Here is a 24477-nt window from a genome sequence, read left to right on the forward strand (position 1 = left end):
ACCCATTAATGGGCCAACGCACGAGATAATATATCCTGAGGTTGCCATGAAATTTGCCCCCGCCGCGCGCATCGCGTCGTTTCTGTTGTTGTCCGTTTCCGCTCCGGCACTGGCCGCGGGGCAATTGCCCAGGACGGTGGTCCCGGTCGCCTATGACATCACGGTCAAGCCGGATGCCAGGGCGATGATTTTCACCGGCAAGGAAACGATCCAGGTCGAGGTGACCGAAGCGACGAGCGTGATCACGCTCAATGCGGCCGATCTGGTGGTCGAATCGGCGACCTTCGACGGTGCCGCCGTGACGGTGAAGCAGGATCAGGCAGCGCAATTGCTGACGGTGACGCTGCCCAGGGCGGCGACCAAGGGGGCGCACACATTGACCTTCAGCTGGTCGGGAAAGATCAACGAATCGCCGCTCGGTCTGTTCGCGATCGATTACAAGAACCCCGACGGCAGCGCGGCGCGGATGCTGGCGACACAGTTCGAGGCGCCCGACGCACGCCGCTTCGCACCGATGTGGGACGAGCCCTCGTTCAAGGCGACCTTCACGCTTTCCGCCGAGGCGCCGGCGGATCAACTGACCTTCTCCAACATGCCGGTGGCCAGGGTCAGCAGCGTCGCCGGCGGCAAGAAGCTCTATACCTTCGCGACCACGCCGAAAATGTCGAGCTATCTGCTCTTCCTCGGCATGGGCGACATGGAGCGTCGCACCGTGATGGCCGGCAAGACCGAGATCGGCATCATCACGCGCCGCGGCGTGGCCGAGCAGGGGCAATATTCGCTCGACGCGGCAAAGAAGCTGCTGAGCTATTACAATGACTATTTCGGCCAGCCCTATCCGCTGCCCAAGCTCGACATGATCGCCGGGCCGGGCGGCAGCCAGACCTTCGGCGCGATGGAGAATTGGGGCGCGATCTTCTATTTCGAGCAGGAATTGCTGTTCGACCCGGCGCGCGCGACGGAGAGCAACCGCCAGCGCATCTATACCGTCGTCGCGCATGAAATGGCGCATCAATGGTTCGGCGATCTCGTCACCATGTCATGGTGGGACGATCTGTGGCTGAACGAGGGTTTCGCGTCATGGATGGAGGGCAAGGCGAGCGCAGACCTCAACCCGAGCTGGGATGCGAAAGTGGCGCTGGTCGGGACCGAGCGGGAAGTGGCATTGGGGGCGGATTCCACCGCGGCGACCCACCCGATCATTCGCAAGATCGAGACCGTCGACCAGATCGGTGAGGCGTTTGACGGCATCACCTATCAAAAGGGCCAGGCCGTCATCGCGATGCTCGAGGCCACATTGGGCCCCGATGTCTTTCGCGATGGCATCCGCCGCTACATGGCGAAGCATAAATACGGCAACACCGTCACGGACCAGCTGTGGGAATCGATGGCCGAGGCAGCGGGCAAGCCGGTCGCCGACATCATGCACGACTTCACGCTGCAGGCCGGTGTGCCGCTGGTCACGCTGACCGGGGCCACATGCGCCAATGGCACGACCAGCGCGACCCTGACGCAGGGGCGGTTCGGCCTTGATGCGGTCTCGAAGCAGCCGCAGACATGGCGCGTCCCGCTCCGGATCGGTGTGGTCGGGCAGGACGCGACGAGCGTGGTGGTGCAGGGCGCGGCGCCCGCCACTATGAGCGTGAAGGGCTGCGGCACATTGGTGCTCAACCAGGGCAAGGGCAGCTATTTGCGGGCGCGCTACGATGCTGCCGGCCATGCCGCGATCGTGCGCGATTTCCGCACTTTGGCGCTGGCCGACCGGATCGGCACGCTGGGCGATGATTATGCGCTTGCGATGAGCGGCGACCAGGATCTGGCGCTTTATCTCGAACTGGCCGGCAAGGTGCCGGTCGATGCCAGCCCGCTCGAATGGACGATGCTGGCGGGCCAGCTCGGGCGTCTCGCCGAGCGCTTCCAGGGGACGCCGCTGGAGGACAAGCTCAACGCACGCACCGTGGCGATCATCTCGCCGGTGATGCAGCGCGTCGGCTATCAGGCAAAGGCTGGTGAATCGCCGCTGGTGACCAATTTGCGCGAGACGCTGATCGGCGGGCTTGGCGGAATCGGCGATGCGGGCATCGCGGCGACGGCGCGGCGCTATGTCGCGGCGCTGGCCGGCGATGCGAATGCGATCCCGCCGGCGATCCGCGCGCCGATCCTGCGCACCTATGCGGCCAATGCCACGGCGGCCGAATGGGAGGCGTTGCTGGCGATCACGCGTGCGGAGAAGAACCCGGTAACGCGCAATTCCTATGTCCGGCTGCTTGGCGGTGCGCGCGACGCGGCGCTCGCGCAGCGTGCGCTCGACTTGATCAAGACCAGCGAACTGAGTGCGCCGCAAAAGGCCAGCCTGTTGCGCGCGGTGGCGAGCAAGCACCCCGAACTGGCGTTCGATTTCGCGCTCGCCAATCTGTCGCTGGTCGACAGCTTTACCGAGGCTAGCAATCGTTCGACCTATATTGCCGGACTGGGGGGCGGGTCGAACGATCCGGCGATGCCTGCGAAGATCACGGCCTATGCCGGGAAGAACCTGCCCGAAGCCGCGCGCGGCGGCGCGGCGCGGGTGGTCGCGGGCATGGCGGCGCGGCGCGAGGTGACCGAGCGGTTGCGGCCGGCAGCTGAGGTCTGGGCCGCCGCGGCGAAATAGCCGCTGCGGGAATTTCGAACGGAGAGCCGCGGGGTGGCTCTCCGTTCGTCGATGGCGACCATAGTCCGGCCGGATTACCAGCCAAAGGTTACGCCGACCCGGCCGCCGCTCGATCCCTTCACCGTCGATCCGGCAAAGCCGCCGCTGACCCAGATATTGTCGGTCACGCGTGCGACCGCGGCGCCCGAAAAGCCCTGTTGCCCGCGATAGGTTGCGAGGTTGAACGACACCGCGATCGTGCTGTCGGGCGGCAGCAGCGTGCCACCCAGCGCCATCGCCGCGGCGATACCACCATCGGCACGGCGAAGTCCGCGTTGCAGCCCCTTATCGAGCGCGCCGACCCGGAGTTCGAGCTGCGTCGCGCGCCCCTCGAGTGCCGAGGCCCGACCCTCCAGCGCCGTAGCGCGCCCATCCAGCCCGGCCAGCGTGTCGATGTTCAGTGCCGCTGTGGCGAGATTGCCCAGCCCATCGGTGGTGACGAGGCTCAGCGCGCCCGATTGCGCTGCGCGGCTGGCCGACGACGCGATCCCCGACAGCGTATGCGTCGATGCAGCACTGCCCAGCACAACCTGGTTGGCGCGAGTCGCGGTGGCGCCGGTACCGATCGCGACCGAGCCGATCTGGCCTGCATTGGCGCCATTGCCGAGGGCGATCGCGCCATCGCCCATCGCGCTGCTGGTATTGCCCAGCGCGACCGCGCCGGTGCCGATCGCGCTGTTGTTGGCGCCCAGGGCAACCGCGCCGGTTCCGGTTGCGGTGTTGGGATCGCCGATCGCCACCGCGCCATTGCCGGATGCGACATTGCCTGCGCCGATCGAGACGGCCTGGCCATTCAGCGCACGGGCGCCCGCACCGACCGCAACCGACTGATTGCCGCTGGCGACAGCCGCCGGACCAACCGCAATCGCGTCGGTGCCGGTCGCCTGCGGCGCAGCGCCGGTGCTATTGGCGCGGAAGTACGTGCCGTTAGCGGCGGCAGCGTTGGCGGTTGCCTGTGCGGCCGCCGCTTCGGTCCGTGCGAGATCGGCGGTGCTTTGCGCGCCTGCCGCCTCGGCGCGAGCGGTGTTCGCCGTGGTCTGTGCGGTTGCTGCATTGGTCAGCGCGGTATTGGCGGTGCCCTGCGCGGCGGCCGCTTCGGCACGCGCGGTATCCGCCGTCGTCTGAGCCGTGGTGATCGCCGCCGCATTGGTCGCATTGCCGGCCAGCGCCTGATTGGCGGTGTTCTGCGCCGCGGCGGCTTGTGCTGCGACCGTATCGAGCTGCCCCTTGTTGACCGCATCGGTTGGCGCGACGCCGTCGGCGACGTTGACGACACGGCGTTCAGCACCTGCCTGTCCGACCGAAACGGTGTTGGCCTGGTCTGCGATTGAATTGGCCCCGAGCGCAACCGAATTGGCGGCGCTGGCGCTGGCGCCGGCACCGAAGGCCAGGGCATCATTCTGCAATGCACTGCTATCGCGTCCGATGGCGATCGAGTTGAGCGCGATCGCCCGCGCGGCAGAGCCGACCGCGAAGCTGTAATCGCCATCGGCCAGTGCGCCGTTGGTCAACGCAGTGCCGCCGCCGCCAAGCGCCACTGCGGCGATGCCGAAGGCGCGCGAGTTCGCGCCGATCGCCGCCGTGCCGATACCCTGCGACTTGGCATTATAGCCGAACGAACTCGACAGGTCGGTGTCGGCCGATGACGAGGCACCGATCGCGGTCGAGCGCGAATTATTGGCATAGGCGAACTGGCCGACGGCAGTCGTGCTGTCAAAGGCGCCGGCCGCGCCTTCGCCGATCGCAACGGCGCCGCGTCCGCCGGCGGCGACGTTGGTGCCGATCGCGATCGTCGCGTCGTTGATCGCATTGCTGTTGCGGCCCAGCGCAATCGAACTGACGCCCGATGCTTCCGCATCGGCGCCGATCGCGACGGCATCGGCGGCATCCGCTGCGACCTTGGCCAAGGCGCCTAATGCGAGCGCGCGATTGGCGTTCGTGCCGACATTCGCGCCGGAACCGAGTGCAATGGCGTCTTCGGCATCTGCCGTGGTGAAGACACTGCCGACATTGGAGGCACCGATCGCGATCGACCGCGTTGCGGCTGCAGTGGCTCGGTGGCCGAGAGCGACCGACGAGCTGCCGGTCGCCTGAGCGATATAGCCAATGCCCGTGGCGAAGATCATTGCGTTGGCGTTGGTGCCGACGGCGGTGGCAAAGGTCGTCGCACGCGCATCATTGCCGACCGCGACGGTGCCGCTGCTGACTGCCTCGGCACGCACGCCGATCGCCAGCGTGTCGAACCCGCCGGATTTGGCATCCATGCCGATCACGGTGGATTCACCATATGGCGCGCGGGCGCGGGTGCCGATCGCGATCTGACCGAATGAGGTATTGCCGGCGATCGAGTCATCGCCCGCGAGCGCATCATGACCGATGGCGATCGTATCGACCAGGCCGGCATGCGCCTTGTCGCCGGCGGCAAATGCGCTATCGCCTCTCGCTTCCGCACCAACACCCACGGCGGTGGCGCTTAGGCCGGTTGCCTTGCTGCTCGCGCCGACGGCGGTCGCCGAAGCTTGCGCGGCCAGGGCGTTGCTGCCGAGCGCGGTCGCAGCAACGCCCTGCGCCAGGGCGCTGCCGCCAAGGGCAACGGAACGATCCAGCACTGCCTGGGCATTGAAGCCGATCGCGACCGCTTGCAGGCCACTGGCGTTGGAGAAGGAGCCGCCGGCGAAGGCATTGGCGGCTGTGGCGTTTGCATAGGCACCGATCGCCGTGGCGTTGGCGCGGTTGGCGACCGTCGTGCGCCCCACGGCGGTTGCACCGTCATCGCTGGCCTCCGCGCCTGTGCCGACCGCGGTCGATCCGATACCCGTTGCATCGGCGCCCGGGCCGCAACTGGTGCTGACGGACCCTGCGGTCACGGTTCCGGCGGGAACGCCGGCGGTATTTTCGCAATTCACGTCCTGCGCGTAGGCAGCGCCCGGCAAGGCGAGGGTGGCGAACAGCGCGAGTGGCGCGGCGGTGGCGAGCAGTTTGATGGACGTACGCATGAGTCAAATCCCCGTTTTTGCCGGAGCGAGATCGTCGCCGGCATGATTGATTGTCTGCGACCCATGGGCGCTGCATGGTTTCCTGCGGCGTCCCCCTGTGCGACCGAGGCTTGAAGGCCCTGATCGTATTTTGCCTGCCTTCACCGCGCTCGCATGAAGCGGCGCATCAAAGTGCTGACGAGTGGCTAGACGGGGAAATTCGGCGAGACCGGACACGGCCTTAAAAAACGGTCCGCTGATGCGCGGATACCATTGCGCAGATGGCGCTGCGGCAATGCCGCTTTCGACTTCAGGAAAATGCGCGCCGGAGCGGATCCGGCGAGGGATGACCTGCCGGATTCCGTGTCATGGTCGAATCATCGCTGGCGACGGGGCTGCGAGAGCCGCAAGTCTCCGTCAGCGGTCGGCAGCGCCGGTGTTCATCAGATCGAAAAAGTGTCTGCTGACAAATGGCGATGCCCTGGAAAGCAATCTGCGCATCTGCGCATCATAGGCGTCGACGGGATCGGTTGCGCGCCGATGGGCCATGCTCCAGCCGCCGAATTCGCGATTTTCGATTGGCCTGTCATGCAGCACTTCAAGCTGATGATGGCGTGTATCGACGTGGATACGTGCGAAAGTCTCCTTGATGCTGACCTCAGGGCCTTCGATCACCTGCATGAAGTGACGTCCATCCGACCAGAGCAGGCCGGTAACGCCGTCGATCGCATTGTTGTGACGGGATTGTTCGAGGATCCCGACAAGGTCGGCCTTGTCGCCGGGGACCGTGCTGATGCTGACATAGAGGATCTGGCGCACGTTGTTTTCCCATTGCTACCCATGGCAGGCTATCAGGTCGAAGGTGGGTTAGCACTGACCGGGATCAATTCCGTATCGGTATCTTTTGCCGGGTCGTCACGACCCGCCGAACAATGTTTTGAACTGACGTGGCTGCGAGCGGAGATATTGCTTCGGTGCGGCAACCTGTGCGCCGAGCTCGGCGGCAGCGTGCCATGGCCAGCGCGGATCGTAGAGCATGGCGCGTGCAAGCGCGATCATGTCGGCGTCGCCGGTTGCAACGATCGCCTCGGCCTGGTCGAAACCGGTGATCAAGCCCACCGCGACCACCGGCATGTGCGTCGCCTGTTTGACCGCGCGGGCCAGGGGCACTTGATAGCTTGGCCCGGCCGGGATCTTCTGGGCCGGATGAAGCCCGCCGCTCGATACGTGCACGGCACTGCATCCGCGCCGTTCGAGCGCCTGGGCGAAGGCGATCGTCTGGTCGATATCCCAGCCGCCGGCGACCCAATCGGTGCCGGACAGGCGCATGGTGACCGGCTTGCCGGCGGGAAAGGCAGCCCGCACCGCATCGAACAGCTCGAGCGGGAAGCGCATGCGGTTTTCCAGCGCGCCGCCATAATCATCATCGCGCTGGTTGGAGAGCGGCGAGAGGAATTGATGAATCAGATACCCATGCGCGCCGTGCAGCTGGATGGCGTCGAGACCAAGGGTAGCGGCGCGCTTCGCTGCCGCCACAAAAGCGTCGCGAACGCGGATCAGGTCATCACGGTCGAGCGCAGCCGGCGCATTGTCGCGTTCGGCGAAACCGATCGGCGAGGGGGCCCGGGTCTGCCAGCCATGCGCGTCCCCTGGCGGGATTTGCGCTCCGCCAGCCCAGGGCACCTCGGTCGATGCCTTGCGTCCGGCATGGCCGAGCTGGATCGCGATCGGTATCGGCGACCAGCGCCGCACGCTGTCCAGCACGCGGCCCATCGCGGCTTCGGTGTCATTGTTCCACAACCCGACATCGGCCCAGCTGATCCGCCCTTCGGGTAGTACGGCGGTCGCTTCGATGGTGAGCAACGCAGCGCCCGACAGAGCGAGCTGGCCGAGATGGATCAGATGCCAGTCGGTCATGCAGCCATTCTCGGCCGAATATTGGCACATCGGTGCGATGACGATGCGGTTGGCAAGCTCCAGATCGCCGATGCGAAGCGGCTGAAACAGCGCAGGTAGGGTCACGGAGTCACTCCAGGTATTTCGGCCAGATATTTCGGCCAGAGATTTCGGATGCCGCAACGCACGGCCCCGGTGAAAGTACAGCGCCGTTCAGTCGACTCGTTTCAGGCCGGTCGCGCAGCCATGTGCCTTGTCGACATAATGTTGGGCGGAAATCAGCAGCATTGCCCGGGCATTGTCGTCGAGCTGGCGGATGGCGCGGGCTGGGCTGCCGACGATCAGGCTGCCGGCCGGAAAGGTCTTGCCCTCGGTAACCAGTGCGCCGGCACCGACGATACAGCCCTCGGCAATCACCGCGCGGTTGAGGACGATCGCACCCATGCCAATCAGCACGCGATCACCGATCGTGCAGCCGTGGAGGATCGCGTGGTGCCCGATGGTGCAGTCGGCACCGATGGTCAGCGGGGCGCCGGGGTCCGAGTGGCACATCGCGCCTTCCTGGATGTTGCTGCGCGGCCCCACGATCATCGGCGTGTTGTCGCCGCGAATCACCGCGCCGAACCAGACACTGGCGTCCTCGCCGAGCAGCACGTCGCCGATCAGGTCGGCGCTGGGTGCGACCCAGGCACCAGCGGCGATTTGCGGGCGTTTTCCGTCGATTTCATATTGGGGCATCCCGTCACCTTTATCCATCGGCCTGCAAGCGCTGCGCGCAATATGGTAGCGGCACGGTGGCCCCCGGAACAAGTCGGCGATTATGCTTTCGAGGCACGCACACCTTTATTCCCTGCTCTCCGGCGAAGGCCGGGCTCCAGCCGGGAAACAGCAGGGACAGGCGCCTCACGCCACCGCGAACGCCCGCAACTGGACCCCGGCCTTCGCCGGGGAGCAACAAGGACAACAGGTTTTGAAGGATGATCGTCAAACAGGTCCGAGGTGCCGGAACGGTGCCGAATGGATATCGGCGGATGTGCTACGCTATTGCGAATGAGTTGCACTTCTGAGGCGCTTTTGATAGCGGCGCGGCCGGGAGGATTCCATGATCCGTCGAATGTCACGTCCGCTGCCGCTGGCGGCGCTTGTTCTGCTGGCCGCGCTGCCGACATCCGCTCTTGCTCAGGCGCAAGGCGATACCGCCGCGAGCGATGCGCAGGCCGAGCTATCGGACGATACCGTGCCGCATGACATCGTCGTGACCGCAGCGCGCACGATCCTGCCGCCCAATGCCTTGCCGCTGACCATCGACGTGATCGACAAGGACATGCTCGATCAACAGGTCGCGATCTCCGGCTCGGTCACCGATGCAGTATCGAGCCTGACCCCGTCCTTCTCGCCAACACGGCAGAAACTGTCGGGTGCGGGGGAGTCATTGCGTGGCCGTTCGCCGCTCTATGCGATCAACGGCATCCCGCAATCGACGCCGCTGCGCGACGGCAGCCGCGACGGCTTCACCATCGACGGCTTCTTCGTCGACCGGGTCGAGCTGATCTATGGCTCCAACGCGCTGCAGGGAATTGGCGGCACCGGCGGCATCGTCAACCAGGTCACGGTCGGCGCGCCGCGCAAGGAAGGGGTGAGTGGCCGCGTGCTGCTGCAGGGCACCACCGACAGCGATTTCAACAGTGATGCTGTGGGCGGCAAGGTCGCCGGGCTGATCCAGTACAAGGCCGGACGCTTCGATGCGACAGTCGGTGCTGCTTATGAAAAGCGCGGCGTTTTCTATGATGGCGATGGTCGCCGTGTTGGCCTTAACCTGACTCAGGGAGAAACCCAGGATACGCGAACGCTCTCGCTGTTCGGCCGCTTTGGCTATGAATTGAGCGAGACGGCGCGGCTCGACCTGATCGCCAGCCGGTTCGAGATGAAGGGCGATGGTGACTATGTCGCGGTTCCGGGCAACCGCAAGACAGGCCTGCCGACCAGCGCAACGCGAGGAAGCCCCCCAGGCATTCCGGCCGCCAGCCGCACTGAAAGTGTCGCCTTGTCGCTGACCGATACCGATCTTGGTGGCGGCAATCTGGTCAGCCAGATCTTCTTCAATCGCAGCCGGGATACGTTCGGCGGCGAGACCACAATACAGGATAGTTTTCAGGACGTTCGGATCGCGCCCCTCGGCACCTTGTTCGACCAGTCGCAGAATCGATCACGCAAATATGGCGGCAAGATCAGCTATGAACGCGCGATACCCGGCTTCGAAGCGTTGACGGCGACGATCGGCTTCGATGCGATCTGGGATTCGACCGAACAGCGACTGATCGCGACCAATCGCGTGTGGGTGCCACCGACCGATTTCCGCAGCCTCGCACCCTTCGTACAGGCCAATCTCGCATTGTTCGACAAGAAGCTGCGTCTTGCCGGTGGCGTGCGCTATGAGAATGTCCAGATCAAGATCGACGATTATCACACGCTGGCCGCCACGACGAAACCGATCGCCGGGGGGGTGGCTGTTTCGGGCGGTAGACCCACATTCAAGGATGCGCTGATCAATGGCGGTGTGATCCTCGAGCCATGGCAGGGCATTCGCGCCTATGCCAGCTATGCAGAAGGTTTCACCGCACCTGACGTCGGTCGCATCACGCGAGCGATCAGCGAAACCGGCGTTGATATCGACAATTTCCTCGATATCAGTCCGATCGTCTCGAACAATCGGGAGATCGGCCTTGAGATCAAGCGTGGTCCGCTCGACGCGTCGGCCACCTATTTCTGGTCGTCGAGCAATAAAGGGCAATTGCTGATCACCAATTCCGACCGCACTTTCGATGTTCAGCGGTTGCGGGTCGAGATTCAGGGGCTGGAGATCAATTTGGGCATAAAGCTGCCGATTGAGGGCGCGCGCCTGAGCATCGGCTATGCCCATCTGCACGGCCGGTTCGATAGCGATACCCCGGCAGACGGCAAGGTCGATAGCGACCTGGACGGCACCAACATCTCGCCCGATCGGTTCAATCTGGCGGCGAACTATGTCAGCGGTCGCTTGTCGGCGCGCGTACAGACGCAATTCTATCTTGCGCGCCGCTTCGACGGCAAAAAGCGCGCATTGGACGATGCCAAGCCGGGTCGTCCGGATCAGCTCGGCGACAATGATTTCGGCGGCTACACGTTGACCGACGCCAGCGTCCGCTATCAGACCGGGCTGGGCGGCGTGAGCCTCAGCGTGCAGAATCTCTTCGACAAGCAATATATCGACTACAGCAGCGACACGCGCTTACCGAAAGACAATCTATCCTACTTCGCCGGTCGCGGACGCACGCTGACACTTGGCTGGGATTACCGGTTCTGATGAGGCTGCTCGACCTGGTCCATCGCTGGACCGGCGGCCTGATCGGGCTGGTGCTGGCGATGCTCGGCCTGACCGGCGCGATCCTGGTGCATGAAGATAGCTGGATCATGCTGCCGCATACATCGGATGCGCTGGTGCGTGATCCGGTGAAGGTCGTGGCGGTGACGGAGCAACTGCTGGCGGCCAATCCCAGGGCGAACGGCATCGTCTTTGCGAGCGAGCGGTTCGGGCTGCATCAATTGCGCGGCACCGATGGGGCGGGCGCCTATGCCGATCAGGCGGGCGCGATCGTCACGCGCTGGTCGAGCCAGTGGGAGCGGCCCGAATTATGGCTGTTCGACCTTCACCACCATCTGTTCACGGGGGATATGGGCGAAACGGTGATCGGCGTGGCCGGGCTGTGTGCTTTGCTGTTCGTCATCACCGGCGTGATCCTGTGGTGGCGCACACGGCGCACGTTCGCGTTCCGCCTCTGGCCAAGACGGCTGAGCCGGCCGGCGATCGTGATGCAGCACCGCGATCTCGGTATCGTCGTCGCGCCGTTGCTGCTGCTGTCGGCGCTGACCGGCACGATGATGATCTTCAAGCCGGTTGCGGCAGTGGTCGTCGCACCATTCTCCTCGCCGACCGAAGTCGCCGCGGCGATGGCTCAGCCCAAGCTGAAAAGCAGTCCGCTGGCGGCGCGGCCTGACTGGCGCGCCATGCTGGAGATGGCGCGGCGGCGTTTCCCCGATGCCGAATTCCGTATCCTGAGCCTGCCGCGCAAGCCAGGTGCTCCGATCAGCCTGCGCATGAAGCGTGCCGGCGAATGGCTTCCCAATGGGCGAACCACCTTGTGGTTCGACGCGAGCGATGGGCGCCTGCTGGGCGCACGCGATGCGCTGGCGATGCCGGCGGGCGCACAGGTGTTCAACGCCGCCTATCCAGTCCATGCCGGGAAGGTCGGTGGGCTCGCCTGGCGGCTGGTGATGACCGTATCGGGGCTGGCCATGGCGATGCTGGGCAGCCTCGCGGTCTGGTCCTTCTGGTTCAAGCGGCCGAAACGGAAAAAGCGCGCCTGAGCAACATCAGGGCAGCGCGATGCGTCGGGATATACCGATCGCCTCGAGAAATTCCCGATCGTGGCTGACCACCAGCAGCGCACCGTCATAAGCGCGCAACCCGGTTTCTACCGCCTCGATCGAGTCGAGGTCGAGATGGTTGGTCGGTTCGTCCAACATCAGCAGAGGAGGTGGCGTTTCTCCGCCCAGGATGCAGGCAAGGGCGGCACGCAGCATCTGGCCGCCACTCAGCGTCGCGACGATCTGGTCCGCAGCCTCGGCCCGGAACATGAAACGGGCAAGCGCGGCGCGGCAGGCATTATTGTCGCCCTGATCGTTGAGGCGCGCGAAATTGTCGCGGATTGAACTGGCCGGATCGAGCAGGCTTGCACGCTGGTCGAGCAGGGCGAAGCGGGTCCCGACCCGGACGGTCCCGGCCCAGGGGGCCAGCGCACCCGTGACGAGCGCCAGCACGGTCGTTTTTCCCGCGCCGTTCGGGCCGATGATGGCGACTCGCTCAGGACCGCTGATCGTCAGCGACAGGTCGCGAAGGATTGGCTGGTCCGGGATATAGCCGGCCGTGACGTGGTCGATCTCCAGTATCATGCGATTGGCGGCAAGACCGGTCGATGCGAGTGTGATCGACATGGCGCGCAGGGTTTCCATCTGCGCACGCGCCGCGGCGGCGGTGTCGGCCGCGTCCGTGCGCAGCCGGTCGGCCAGGCGGGCATTGGCGCCGCTGGTGCCCTCGGCTCGGTTCTTGCGCGCACCGATCAGGATGCGCGGTATATCTCCCTTTGCCGCCTTGCGCCGGCCAGCGCTGTCCTTTCGCGCCTTGCGCTCCGCGACGTCCTGCGTGCGGCGGTCGATCTCGGCGATCTGCTTCTCCGCATCCGCCAGACCCTGCTCTGCGGCCGCCAGTTCGATCGCCTTGCGCTCGCGGTAGTATGTCCAGTTGCCGCCATAGCGGGCGGCGCCAAGCGTCGTCATCTCGACGATCGCATCCATCGTCTCGAGCAAGGTGCGATCATGGCTGACGACGACGGCACCCGCACGCCAGCCGGCGAGCAGGGCGATGACCGCATCGCGCCCGGCCTGGTCGAGATTGTTGGTCGGTTCGTCGAGCAGCAGGAAATCGGGTTCCGCAAACACGGCCCCGGCCAGGCTGGCGCGCGTGCGCTGACCGCCCGACATGGCGCTCAGGAGCGTGTCGGGACCGGCATCCAGCCCGACACGACCAAGCGCGGAGCGGATCCGTTCCTCGAGCGTCCAGTCCGCCTCACTCAATTCCTCGGCACTGGCGAGGCCCTGTTCGGCGCGGGCGAGCAGGGTGAGCCCCTGGGTCGCGCCGAACAGATCGGCGACGGTTTCTCCCGGAGCGACCTGTACGGTCTGGCGGAGCAGGCCGACCTTGCCCGAAACGGCCAGCGTACCGGATTGAAGCGGCAATTGGCACGCGATCAGCTTGAGCAGCGTGGTCTTGCCCACGCCGTTGCGGCCGACCAGCCCGGTGCGCTCGGCGCCGAAGCTTAGATCGAGACCGGAAAAGACCGGATGGGCGTCAGGCGTGGACCAGGAGAGATTGGAGAGCGTGATGGCAGGCATGGAGATGGATTTCCCTGATGGCAGAGCGGTCGAGCGTCGCTGTCGGGGAGAAGTCCATTGTCGTGCATATCCGTTTCAAGGCCGGTTTTCCGATAGTAGAAGTGCCGGGCCTCCCTTTCAAGGCGCTGTGGACAAGGGCGGCCCGGCGAAGTTCAGAAGCGCTCGCCGACCATTTCTTCGCTCTTCGCCCAGAGTGCCTTGGCGTGTTCAGGGTCGAGCGCATAAGGCTGCACCCCGCCGCGAAGCCCCTCGCCAAGAGAAATCTCGGCGACATGGCAATCTTCGCAATACCGTCCGCCAATCTCCTCGGGCGCGGCGACGATTGCCGCCCAGACCGAGGTGGCGGCGCCCTGCGGCACAGTCTTGTAGGTAAATGGCGGCAGACCGGCGTCCAGTTGCGCCGCGTTGATCGACTCGATCAGCGCATCGGTCGCCTCGTCGGTCATATGACGGGCGAGTTCGGTCTTGATCCCGCCGGGATGAACGGCTGTGGCACGAATGCCCCGATCGTTGTGGCGGCGATCGAATTCCACGGCGAACAGGATGTTCGCGGTCTTGGAACGGCCATAGGCGGTGAATTCGGCATAGGGCGTGTGGTCGAAATTCGGGTCGTTCAGATCGACATCGGCATAGCGATGCCCGGCCGAGGACAGGTTTACCAAACGCCCGCCCGGTTTCAGCAGCGGCACAATGCGATTGATCAGCACGAAATGACCGAGATGATTGGTGCCGAACTGGGTTTCGAAACCGTCGACCGTCTTGCCCTGGGGACAAGCCATCACGCCGGCATTGGCGATGATCAGGTCGAACGGGCGGCCATCGGCATTGAGCGCGTCGGCGCAGGTCCGCACGCTGGCCAGTGAGGCCAGGTCAAGCTCGACCAGTTCGATCCCCCCGCCATGCGCCGCCTGGGCGCGAACCTCGGTGGTGGCGCGCTGCCCTTTGGCGAGGTCGCGTACCGCGCCGACCACCTGTGCGCCACGTGCCGCCAGCACCCGCGCCGTCTCGACGCCGAGGCCGGCCGAGGCGCCGGTCACCAGAATCCGCTTGCCCGACAGGCTCACACCGTCAAGGACCTCGTCCGTGGTGGATTCTGCTCCAAAAATGCGGGTCATCTCTACTCTCCTGAAGGGGGCCGGACGCGACCGGTGCGGCTGCTCCTATCTGGGGTAGTGCGTAGCCGGATGAGCGCCCGATCATGTCGATCTCTTGCCTATTCCTATCAAAGGCCGGGTTGCGCCGATCCTCCGGACTTGTTTGCCGCGGACGGTGCGCCAATCTTGACGGCATGCGCGACCAACTGAACGAGATGTGCCGGCTTGCGGAGCGCCATGCCGGCCCGACCGGGCGCGCCACCGTCCTGCCGCGCATGTCATTGTTCGTGACCGACGCGATGACCAGCCCGACAGCCTCACTCTATGAACCGATGCTGTGCCTCGTCCTGCAGGGTGCAAAGCAGGTGATGGTCGGCGACCGCGTGCTGCGCTTCGATCCGGCAAGCTATTTCATCGCCTCACTTGAACTGCCGGTGTCAGGCCGGATCATCGAGGCGAGCGCGGAAAACCCCTATATCTGCGTCAGCCTCGCGCTCGAACCCGATGTGATCGCCGCGCTGATCCCCGATGTGCCGGCCCGGCCTGATGGACAGACCGCCGGTTTCGCGGTGAGCCCGGTCACGCCGCAGCTACTCGATCCGTGGGCGCGGCTGCTCACCCTGCTCGACACGCCCGGCGATATCCCGGTGATTGCGCCGATGCTCGAGCGCGAGATCCTCTATCGCCTGTTGCAGGGCCCGCAGGGCGGCGTGTTGCGCCAGATTGCGCGCGCCGACAGTCGCGTGTCGCAGATCCGCCAGGCGGTCGGCTGGATTCGGACTCATTTCGATCAGCCATTGCGGGTCGAGATGCTGGCCGATCTTGCCGGCATGAGCCCTGCCTCTTTTCATCGTCATTTCAAGGCGGCGACCGCGATGAGCCCGCTGCAATATCAAAAGACGCTCCGTTTGCAGGAGGCGCGCCGCCTGATGGTGACCAGTGCGGATGCGACGCGCGCCGCCTATCGTGTCGGCTATGAAAGCGCCTCGCAGTTCAGCCGTGAATATGCACGCATGTTCGGGGCGCCGCCATCGCGCGATCTCGACCGGCTGCGGGGACGGGGCGTGGAGGCGGTCGAGGAAATTGCCTGAAGGGCACGCCACGCCCTCGCACTGCGCGGGCGTGGCCCTTTTTCACCGCTTCAGGTAAACGGGCAAATCCTTGTTTCCGGATCGACCACTGCGGGAACTCCCACTGTGTTGCGGACCAGCGCCTGAACTTGCGCATTGCGTGCCTGGCCAGCCTTGTCGCGTGTATTGGTCAGCTTGACGACAGCGGCATTGATCGAGTCGAGTTTCTTTCGCGCATCGGCAAGCGCAGTCGTCTCCTTGCTTTTGTCCCCGTCTGATTTTGCCGCAAGTTCCACTTCCTTGGTCGAAACGTCCTGTTCGGCGGCTTGCTGTGCGGTTTTCTCCTTGCTCAGAAAGTCTTCCGCCTCGATCAACGCCTTGTCGGCGGCGACAAGCTTGTCGAGCGAGGCAGGGGTCGGAGAAGACCTGATCGGCGTGATCGGTCCGTCTGCCGCAAACTCACTGGCCTGACGGCGCAGGTTCGCCAGTTCGTTGAGTTGCAGACGCATGGCGTCCATGCCGGGATTTTCGCTTCGTTCGATCGATAAGGACGTTTCCGCCAGGCCGGCAATGATCGAGCAGCTGTCATGATAGGCGAAAGCGTCCTCAATGCCGCGCATCAGCGTATATTGATCCACGCTGCAGGCCTCGCGATTGGTGATCTGGCGTCGCTGTGTGCGTCGCGCTTTCTCGAATGCAGAGGTCAGCACATGAATTGTCTGATTGCTCAAATAGGTCTCATTCAGCGCTGCACGTGACCCGCTTAGAATAGACGAGGAGCCAGCCAGTGCCTTGGCGGTCGCTGCACCTCCGAGGATGCTGCCGAGCCCGCCGGTGAGAATGGCGCCAACGCTGAGCCCGGCATTCATTGCGCCGTCGGCATTTTTGAGCAGCGCGGTGTATCTGGTGCATTTGCGGTTCGACGATGCGAGCAGTGCGTCGATCACCTCATTGCGTTGCGCGGTGTTGTATTGGGTCAGGCTTTCACGCCCCGGGGCGGCGGGCGATAGCATGTACCGAAAGTTGGTCTTGATCTGCGTACAGCGATCCGGACCGCCCGGAATATTCTTGCTCTTCCGATTGTCCGGCAAGATGGCCTTGTCAGGCCCGAAGACGATCGCGATCAGCTGGTCCGCACTCCCGAGACACCCTTGTTCTTCCTTGGAGAATAGAGGCTCTGCCGATGCGAGATTCCGGTCTCCGACCACTGCGCCGATACCGAGAAATCCGCCGCCGCTGCCCGCGCAGCCATTAAGGCTCGCCATGAGCACTGTCAGTATAAACGGTTTTGAATGAAATCGCATAACTCCCCCAAGTTCTGCTGTCACATCTGTGAGTAACTTAGACAGTATCTGTATTTTCTTTCAGAGTCGAATCTCATTCATTCAGAATAACATAATTACAACCATCCTGGATCAGTCGTCCGGAGCGTCAATATTTAGGGTGATGAAGAGAATGGTGTAGGTGTTCATTTTTATTACATAATCCGGTGAGCTGGCAGGGTGATGACAGGCATCCTTGTTTGCGGGTGGCGAACGCTGCATCGTTGCTGCGGGACCCGCGGACGGAGCGACTCCAATGGTTGAGAGCATTTTTGGATCGACACCTTCGGCTGCTGCCGGCTCGCTCATTCACAGGAGTGACAAGGAGATCGCGGCGCTCGCCGCCCTTGCGGAGGTCGAGGCCGGCATGACGGTGGGTCTGGGTACGGGGTCGACCGCTGCGTTCTTCGTGTCGCATTTAGGAGAGCGGGTGCGGGCGGGGTTTTCGATTGCCGCCGTGGCCACCTCGCTTTCCACCGAGAACGTCGCGCGGAGGGCCGGCATCCCGATCATCGCGTTCGAGGATCTGGCCACGGTCGATCTTACCGTCGACGGAGCTGACGAGGTCGATGATCGCCTGTTCGCAATCAAAGGGGCAGGCGGAGCGATGCTGCGCGAAAAGATTGTTGCTGCGTCGTCGCGGAGGATGATCGTGATCGCGGATGGATCGAAGTTGAGCGCTGCGATCGGCCGGGCGCCGGTGCCGGTCGAGATCCTGCCTTTCGCACGCGAGTTCGTGCTGGCTGAGTTGCGCCGGCTGGATGCGGAGCCAGTGCTGCGGATCGCGAACGATGCATATTATCACAGTGACCAGGGCAATCTGATCGCCGATTGTGCGTTCGCGTCGCTGCCGGATCCGGTCGCGACCGCGGCAGCGCTGTCGGCGATTCCTGGAATTCTCGGCCATGGGTTGTTCCTGACCGAGGTGGATACGATCTATAGTGCCAATGGCGGCGTGGTGACTCGTCTCGACCGTTGAACCCGCCGGATCGGCGTGGTCCGGCTACAGGCATGCAACCACGCCAGCCGCGTCGCGTTGGGCCGGAAACAAAAGGAACGGGCAAGCATGAGCGACAGCGACGTCAGCGAAAGGCCGGGCCATCGCGATGGCCTTCGCGAAGATGGATCACTCGCCCGGCTGACCATCGATACGGTCCGCACCCTGGCGATGGACGCGGTTCAGAAAGCCAATTCGGGCCATCCCGGCACGCCGATGGCGCTGGCGCCGGTCGGCTATACGCTCTGGTCGCAATTTCTGCGCACCGATCCGGCGGTGCCCGACTGGCCCAATCGCGACCGCTTCGTGCTGTCGGTCGGGCACGCGTCGATGCTGCTCTATGCGCTGCTCCATCTCGCCAAGGTTCGCGAAATCGACTCCGACGGCAAACCGACCGGCAAGGCGGCGGTCAGCCTCGATGATATCAAGGATTTCCGGCAGCTCGATTCCAAGACCCCGGGCCATCCGGAATACCGCATGACCACCGGGGTCGAAACGACCACCGGGCCACTCGGTCAGGGCTGCGGCAATTCGGTCGGCATGGCGATCGCCGAGCGGCATCTGGCGGCGCATTTCAACCGAGACGGCTTTCCCGTGTTCGATCACGATATCTATGTGCTGTGCGGCGATGGCGACATGATGGAGGGCGTGTCGGGCGAGGCCGCCTCGCTCGCCGGGCATCTCAAGCTGTCCAACCTGTGCTGGATCTACGACAGCAACACGATCAGCATCGAGGGGCATACCGATCTGGCCTTTATCGAGGATACGGGCAAGCGCTTCGAGGCCTATGGCTGGAACGTGATCCATGTCGATGACGCGAATGATTGCGGCGCGGTGGCAAGGGCGCTGGAGACATTCCGCGCGACCGATGACAGGCCGACCTTCATCGTCGTGCATTCGATCATTGGCTGGGGTTCCCCACGCGCCAATAGCGAGAAGGCACATGGCGAGCCGCTCGGCGAAGACAATGTCCGCGCGACCAAGAAGGCCTATGGCTGGCCCGAGGATGCGCAATTCCTCGTGCCCGACGGTGTGGCCGATCATTTTCACGATGCCATCGCCGCGCGCGGTGAGCCATTGCGTCAGGAATGGGAGGCGATGTTCGAGCGCTACCGCGCCGCGCACCCCGATCTTGCCGCGGAACTCGACCGTGCACGCAAGGATGAATTGCCAGGTGGCTGGGATGCCGACGTCCCGGTTTTTCCGGCAGATGCCAAGGGCATCGCGTCGCGCGAGGCCAATGGCAAGACGCTCAACGCGATCGCGCCGCATCTGCCGCTGCTGATGGGCGGGGCGGCCGATCTGTCGCCTTCGACCAAGACCAACCTGACCTTCGACGGCGCGGGATCGTTCGAGGCGAACGATTATGGCGGGCGCAACATGCATTTCGGGGTGCGCGAACATGCCATGGGTGCGATCGCCAATGGCATGGCGCTGTCCTATCTGCGCTCCTACACCGGCACCTTCCTGGTCTTCGCCGACTATATGCGCGCGCCGATCCGGCTTGCCGCGATCATGGAATTGCCGGTGATCTTCGTCTTTACGCATGATTCGATCGGCGTGGGCGAGGACGGCCCGACGCACCAGCCGATCGAGCATCTCGCCACGCTGCGCGCGATCCCCGGGCTCGACACGATCCGCCCTGGCGATGCGAACGAGGCGGCCGAGGCTTGGAAGGTCGCGCTGACTCACACGCATGAACCAAGCGTGCTGATCTTCTCGCGCCAGGCGATCCCGACGCTCGACCGCAGCAAATATGCGCCGGCTTCGGGGCTGGCCAGGGGCGCCTATATTCTGGCCGATGCCGAAGGCGGCCACCCCGAGATCATTCTGATCGGCACCGGCAGCGAAGTGCCGATGGTGGTCGCGGCGCATGAACGGCTGACTGCCTCGGGCATCCGGTCTCGCGTGGTCTCAATGCCGAGTTGGTATCTGTTCGAGAAGCAGGATCGCGCCTATCGCGACTCCGTCTTTCCCCGTTCGGTTCCGGCGCGGCTCGCGGTCGAGCAGGGCGGCGAACTGGGTTGGGACCGCTATGTCGGGCTCGACGGGCGCACGATCACCATGTCGACCTTCGGCGCCTCCGCGCCGCTGGCGAAACTGCAGGACAAATACGGCTTCACCGTCGAAAATATCGTCGCGGTGGCTGAGCAAATGTTGGAGAAGAAATAATGGGACGGCTGAACGATCTCGCGGCGAAGGGCCAGGCGGTATGGCTGGATTTCGTCGATCGCAAATTCCTCGAGGCCGGCGGGTTGCAGAAGCTGGTCGATGAGGATGGGCTGACCGGGGTCACCTCCAATCCGTCGATCTTCGAAAAGGCGATGGGGCATGGCGAGGCCTATGACGCGGCGCTCGCCGAGTATGACAAGGCCAATCCCGGCGCATCGACCATGGCGCGTTACGAACATCTTGCGATCCAGGACATCCAGGCCGCGGCCGACACGCTGCGCCCGGTCTATGACCGGCTCGATGCCAAGGACGGCTATGTCAGCCTTGAGGTCTCGCCCTATCTCGCCGCCGATACCGACGCGACCATTGCCGAGGCGGCCAAGCTGTGGGCGGAGGTCGACCGCGCCAACCTGATGATCAAGATCCCCGGCACGCCGCAGGGCGTTCCCGCGATCGCCGCGACGATCGATGCCGGGATCAACGTCAACGTCACGCTGCTTTTCTCGATCGATGCCTATAAGGCGGTCGCGCTGGCCTATGTCGCCGGCCTCGAAAAGCGTGCCGAACGGGGTGAACCGATCGACCGCATCGCCAGCGTGGCAAGCTTCTTCGTCAGCCGCATCGACACCAGGATCGACGATGCGATCGACGCACGCGTCAAGGACGGCGATGCCGAGAGCGAGGCGCTGAAGGCAGTGCGCGGCAAGGTCGCCATCGCCAATGCCAAGCTCGCTTACGCCTGGTATGAGGAGTTCATCACCTCGGATCGCTGGCAGGCACTGGCCGCCAGGGGCGCGATGCCGCAACGGCTGCTTTGGGCGTCGACCGGCACCAAGAACCCGGATTATCCCGATACGCTCTATCTCGACACGCTGATCGGCGCCGATACGGTCAACACCGTACCGCCCAAGACGCTCGATGCGTTCCGCGATCATGGCAGTGTCGCCGAGACGCTGAGCGCCGATGTCGATGGCGCGCGCCACACGCTGGCCGAGACCGAGCGGCTCGGGCTCGACCTGAGCGGTGTGACCGATGCGCTGGTCGAGGAAGGCGTGCACAGCTTCGCCAAGGCGTTCGACGACCTGCTTGGTGCCATCGCCGCCAAGCATCCCGAAGCGGTGGCCTGACCTATCTGCTTCCCCGGTGGAGGCCGGGGTCCAGTCGGAAAGGCCGAAGTAACGAGGCGCGTCGCTCAGTTATCATCGTTTCCCGACTGGACTCCGGCCTTCGCCGGGGAACTCAACTCTGTTTGACCGTGTTCGAAAGGCGTACGCAGCAATGAAGATCGGTATCATCGGCCTTGGCCGGATGGGCGGCAATATCTCGCGTCGGCTGATGCGCGCGGGGCATGAGACGGTGGTCTATGACCGCAATCCCGATGCGATCGCGGCGCTGGTCGGCGATGGGGCGATCGCGGCTTCGTCGCTCGAAGACATGAAGGGCAAGCTCGACAGTCCGGCGATCTTCTGGGTGATGCTGCCGGCAGGCGATCCAACCGAGCAGACCATTGCGAGCATCGCCGCTCTCTCCGGCGATGGCGACATCGTCATCGATGGCGGCAACAGCTTCTACAAGGACGATATCCGCCGCGCGAAGGACCTGGCGGAAAAGAAGATCCGCTATGTCGATGTCGGTACCTCGGGCGGGGTATGGGGCCTGGAACGCGGCTTCTGCATGATGGTCGGCGGCGACAAGGATGCGGTGAGCCATATCGACCCGATCCTCGCCGCGCTCGCGCCCGGCATCGGCACCATTCCGCGCACCCCCAACCGCATGGCCAATGAGGGTGAGGATGCACGTGCCGAGCAGGGCTATATCCATGCCGGCCCGGCGGGTGCGGGGCATTTCGTGAAGATGGTCCATAACGGCATCGAATATGGCCTGATGCAGGCCTATGCCGAAGGCTTCGACATCCTCAAATCCAAGGCGTCGGAACGCTTGCCCGAGGATCAGCGCTTCGACCTCAACCTGACCGATATCGCCGAAGTCTGGCGGCGCGGCAGCGTGATCTCGTCCTGGCTGCTCGATCTATCGGCCGCCGCGCTGGCCAAGGACATGGCGCTCGAGCAATTCTCCGGCAATGTCGCGGACTCTGGTGAGGGTCAGTGGACGATCGACGCGGCGATGGAGGAGGCCGTGCCGGTCAATGTCCTGTCCGCAGCTTTGTTCGCACGCTATCGCAGCCGGGTCGACCACACCTTCGGCGACAAATTGCTCTCGGCGATGCGCTATGGCTTTGGCGGCCATGTCGAGATTCCGCAATGAGTTCGGCGGGGGGTGAGCTGGTCCGGCTCGTCGTCTCGGATCTGGACGGCACCTTGGTCGACAAGCAGAAGAAGCTGACCCAGCCCGTGATCGACGCAGTCGCACGGCTGCGTGCGGCGGGGATCGGCTTCACCGTCATCAGCGCGCGACCGCGGTCGGGGATGATGCCGATCGCCGATGCACTGGAGATCGACGACCCGATGGGCGCGTTCAATGGCGGCACCGTGTTCCGCCGTGACGGCACCATATTGTGCCAGCATCGGATCGATCCGGATGTGGTGCGTACGATGTTCGATCTGGTCGGTGACGCCGCGGTCGATCGCTGGGTCTTCGCGGACGATATCTGGTACGCGAGCACCGATCAGGGTTCGCACGTCGCCAGCGAACGCATCGCGTCGAACCAGGCGCCGGTCATCACCACTGACTTTTCCGCGCTGTATGACCGCGCCGACAAGCTCACTTTTGTCAGCGACGATCCCGCGCTGCTGGCCGATCTCCATGATCGCGCGGCGGGACTGTCCGCACGCGCCACGATCGTCCAGTCGCAGACCTATTATCTCGACGTCACTGCGCTGGCCGCCAACAAGGGCGATGGCATCGCGCTGCTTGCCGGTGCGATGGACACGGCGCTCTCCAATGTCGCCGCGATCGGCGACCAGGCCAATGACCTGCCGATGTTCGCGCGCGCCGGCCTGTCGATCGCGATGGGGCAGGGACCGGCCGAAGTCCGGGCCAAGGCGGATCTGGTCACCAGCGGGAACGACGCCGATGGCGTGGCGCGAGCGATCGGGGAGATGATCCTGGGTGTCGCGGTTTGAACCCCAGCGCGGGTTTTTTTGAGTTGCGCTGATTCACCATTTCCGTTCGCTCGAAACGAACGGAAATGGTGATTCTATCCTGCCTTAATCCTCGCTCCGCGCATCGAATTCCGCCCGGCTGCGCTCGATTGTGTCGATATTGGCCATCGCCCACTTGCCCAGCCCGGTTACCGGCACGCACAGCGAATGCCCGAGATCGGTCAGTGCGTAATCGACTCGTGGCGGGATCGTCGGGAAGACGGTACGCGTGACCAGGCCATCGCGCTCCAGCCCGCGCAACGTCAGGGTCAGCATCCGTTGCGAGATGCCGTCGATGTTGCGCTTCAGATCATTGAAGCGGCGCGGTCCCTGCGACAGGATCATCACCACCAATATGCTCCATTTGTCGCCGACACGCGCCAGGATCGGTGCGACCGGACGGCAGTTTTCTTGAGTAACGGGTAGCTTGACCTTGGTCACATTGGTGTGCCCGGGTAACAAAATAGTGCCTCCTTGCGGGCTGTGTGGACAGTCACATATCCAGCCTCGGTTACTGATTGTTACCACAAGGACTCGCAAACATGAAACTTCTCCATATCGATTCCTCCATCCTCGGCGACAATTCGGTCAGCCGTGCCTTGTCGGCTTCGGCCGTCGCCCGGCTGCGCGCGATCGATCCGTCGCTGCAACTCGTGCGGCGCGACCTGGCGACTGACCCGCTGGTGCATTACGACCTCGCCGCGATGGCGGGTGAAACCCCGGGACCGGCCGCTGAGAGCGCCGCGGTGCTTGAGGAATTCCTTGCCGCCGACGTGGTGGTGATCGGCGTGGGGATGTATAATTTCTCGATTCCCAGCCAGCTCAAGGCGTGGATCGATCGCTTTCTGGTTGCCGGCAAGACGTTCAGCTATGACGAGAATGGACCCAAGGGGCTGGCCGGTGACAAGCGCGTGATCATTGCCCTGTCGCGTGGCGGCTTTTATGGCGCCGATGCGGCCGCGGCCGCGGCGGAACATGCCGAAAATTATCTCCGTACGGTCTTCGGTTTTATCGGCATCGCGCCTGAATTCGTCATCGCCGAAGGTGTGATGGTGAGCCCTGAGCACAAGGTCAGCGCGATCGATGCAGCCGAACGTCAGATCACCGCGCTGGCCGCCTGACCTCCGGGAATTGACCCCTGCCGTCGATCTCGCGATTGGCATCGGCGGCGAT

The 24477-nt window shown here is 64.2% G+C and carries 18 protein-coding genes; 10 read left to right on the forward strand and 8 right to left on the reverse strand.

All coding sequences use genetic code 11. The annotated features are described in order from the left end of the window. Positions 1-46: 46 nt before the first annotated feature. Positions 47-2650, forward strand: coding sequence for a M1 family metallopeptidase (locus H3Z74_RS08195; protein ID WP_187763407.1), 2604 nt, complete (start codon positions 47-49; stop codon positions 2648-2650). A 74-nt stretch (positions 2651-2724) separates the two neighbouring features. Here H3Z74_RS08195 and H3Z74_RS08200 read toward each other — a convergent pair whose 3' ends face one another. The 4 genes from H3Z74_RS08200 to H3Z74_RS08215 form a co-directional block, all read right to left on the reverse strand. Continuing rightward, positions 2725-5685 (reverse strand): YadA-like family protein, encoded by a 2961-nt coding sequence (locus tag H3Z74_RS08200; protein ID WP_187763408.1) that lies wholly within the window; start codon positions 5683-5685, stop codon positions 2725-2727. 396 nt (positions 5686-6081) lie between these two features. Continuing rightward, on the reverse strand, positions 6082-6483 hold the full coding sequence (locus H3Z74_RS08205; protein WP_187763409.1) for a BLUF domain-containing protein: 402 nt from the start codon (positions 6481-6483) through the stop codon (positions 6082-6084). A gap of 96 nt (positions 6484-6579) precedes the next feature. Then, a complete protein-coding gene (locus H3Z74_RS08210) occupies positions 6580-7686 on the reverse strand; it encodes an NADH:flavin oxidoreductase/NADH oxidase (RefSeq protein ID WP_187763410.1) in 1107 nt (368 codons plus the stop codon). Positions 7687-7773: 87 nt separating this feature from the next. After that, complete coding sequence (locus H3Z74_RS08215; RefSeq protein WP_187764230.1) at positions 7774-8298, reverse strand: gamma carbonic anhydrase family protein; 525 nt, start codon at positions 8296-8298, stop codon at positions 7774-7776. A 376-nt stretch (positions 8299-8674) separates the two neighbouring features. Between H3Z74_RS08215 and H3Z74_RS08220 the strand changes: the two genes are divergently transcribed. Beyond that, entirely contained in the window at positions 8675-10903 is a 2229-nt protein-coding gene (locus H3Z74_RS08220) for a TonB-dependent receptor (protein WP_187763411.1), read from the forward strand. Continuing rightward, positions 10903-11964 carry a PepSY-associated TM helix domain-containing protein gene (locus H3Z74_RS08225; RefSeq protein ID WP_187763412.1) on the forward strand — a complete coding sequence of 354 codons (1062 nt, stop codon included), beginning with the start codon at positions 10903-10905 and terminating at the stop codon, positions 11962-11964. Before H3Z74_RS08220 ends, H3Z74_RS08225 begins: the two co-directional genes overlap by 1 nt. A gap of 6 nt (positions 11965-11970) precedes the next feature. On the opposite strand, the gene H3Z74_RS08230 is transcribed toward H3Z74_RS08225, so the two are convergent. After that, entirely contained in the window at positions 11971-13548 is a 1578-nt protein-coding gene (locus tag H3Z74_RS08230; RefSeq protein WP_187763413.1) for an ABC-F family ATP-binding cassette domain-containing protein, read from the reverse strand. A gap of 152 nt (positions 13549-13700) precedes the next feature. After that, the gene (locus H3Z74_RS08235) at positions 13701-14663 is read right to left on the reverse strand and encodes an SDR family NAD(P)-dependent oxidoreductase (RefSeq protein ID WP_187763414.1); all 963 of its coding nucleotides are present in this window, start codon (positions 14661-14663) and stop codon (positions 13701-13703) included. Positions 14664-14836: 173 nt separating this feature from the next. Between H3Z74_RS08235 and H3Z74_RS08240 the strand changes: the two genes are divergently transcribed. Further along, positions 14837-15733: an AraC family transcriptional regulator gene (locus tag H3Z74_RS08240; protein ID WP_187763415.1), complete on the forward strand. Its 897-nt coding sequence runs from the start codon at positions 14837-14839 to the stop codon at positions 15731-15733. A gap of 50 nt (positions 15734-15783) precedes the next feature. Here H3Z74_RS08240 and H3Z74_RS08245 read toward each other — a convergent pair whose 3' ends face one another. Then, positions 15784-17040, reverse strand: coding sequence for a hypothetical protein (locus H3Z74_RS08245; protein ID WP_187763416.1), 1257 nt, complete (start codon positions 17038-17040; stop codon positions 15784-15786). Between the two features lie 250 nt (positions 17041-17290). On the opposite strand from H3Z74_RS08245, the gene rpiA reads away from it, so the two are divergent. From rpiA to H3Z74_RS08270, 5 genes are all read left to right on the forward strand, one after another. Further along, positions 17291-18013 carry a ribose-5-phosphate isomerase RpiA gene (gene rpiA, locus H3Z74_RS08250; protein ID WP_187763417.1) on the forward strand — a complete coding sequence of 241 codons (723 nt, stop codon included), beginning with the start codon at positions 17291-17293 and terminating at the stop codon, positions 18011-18013. An 87-nt stretch (positions 18014-18100) separates the two neighbouring features. Beyond that, entirely contained in the window at positions 18101-20203 is a 2103-nt protein-coding gene (gene tkt, locus H3Z74_RS08255; protein ID WP_187763418.1) for a transketolase, read from the forward strand. Further along, a complete protein-coding gene (tal, locus tag H3Z74_RS08260; RefSeq protein WP_187763419.1) occupies positions 20203-21330 on the forward strand; it encodes a transaldolase in 1128 nt (375 codons plus the stop codon). Before tkt ends, tal begins: the two co-directional genes overlap by 1 nt. 151 nt (positions 21331-21481) lie before the next feature. After that, entirely contained in the window at positions 21482-22468 is a 987-nt protein-coding gene (gene gnd, locus H3Z74_RS08265; protein ID WP_187763420.1) for a phosphogluconate dehydrogenase (NAD(+)-dependent, decarboxylating), read from the forward strand. After that, entirely contained in the window at positions 22465-23286 is an 822-nt protein-coding gene (locus H3Z74_RS08270; protein ID WP_187763421.1) for a Cof-type HAD-IIB family hydrolase, read from the forward strand. The genes gnd and H3Z74_RS08270 overlap by 4 nt, the downstream gene beginning before the upstream one ends. A gap of 84 nt (positions 23287-23370) precedes the next feature. Here the strand turns inward: H3Z74_RS08270 and H3Z74_RS08275 are convergent, their stop codons facing one another. After that, entirely contained in the window at positions 23371-23766 is a 396-nt protein-coding gene (locus tag H3Z74_RS08275) for a winged helix-turn-helix transcriptional regulator (protein WP_229726972.1), read from the reverse strand. Between the two features lie 80 nt (positions 23767-23846). Between H3Z74_RS08275 and H3Z74_RS08280 the strand changes: the two genes are divergently transcribed. After that, complete coding sequence (locus tag H3Z74_RS08280) at positions 23847-24425, forward strand: FMN-dependent NADH-azoreductase (protein WP_187763422.1); 579 nt, start codon at positions 23847-23849, stop codon at positions 24423-24425. Positions 24426-24477: the final 52 nt, after the last annotated feature.

Origin of the sequence: Sphingomonas alpina (genome assembly GCF_014490665.1) — a bacterium.
In the GTDB taxonomy this organism is placed as follows: Bacteria; Pseudomonadota; Alphaproteobacteria; order Sphingomonadales; family Sphingomonadaceae; genus Sphingomonas; species Sphingomonas alpina.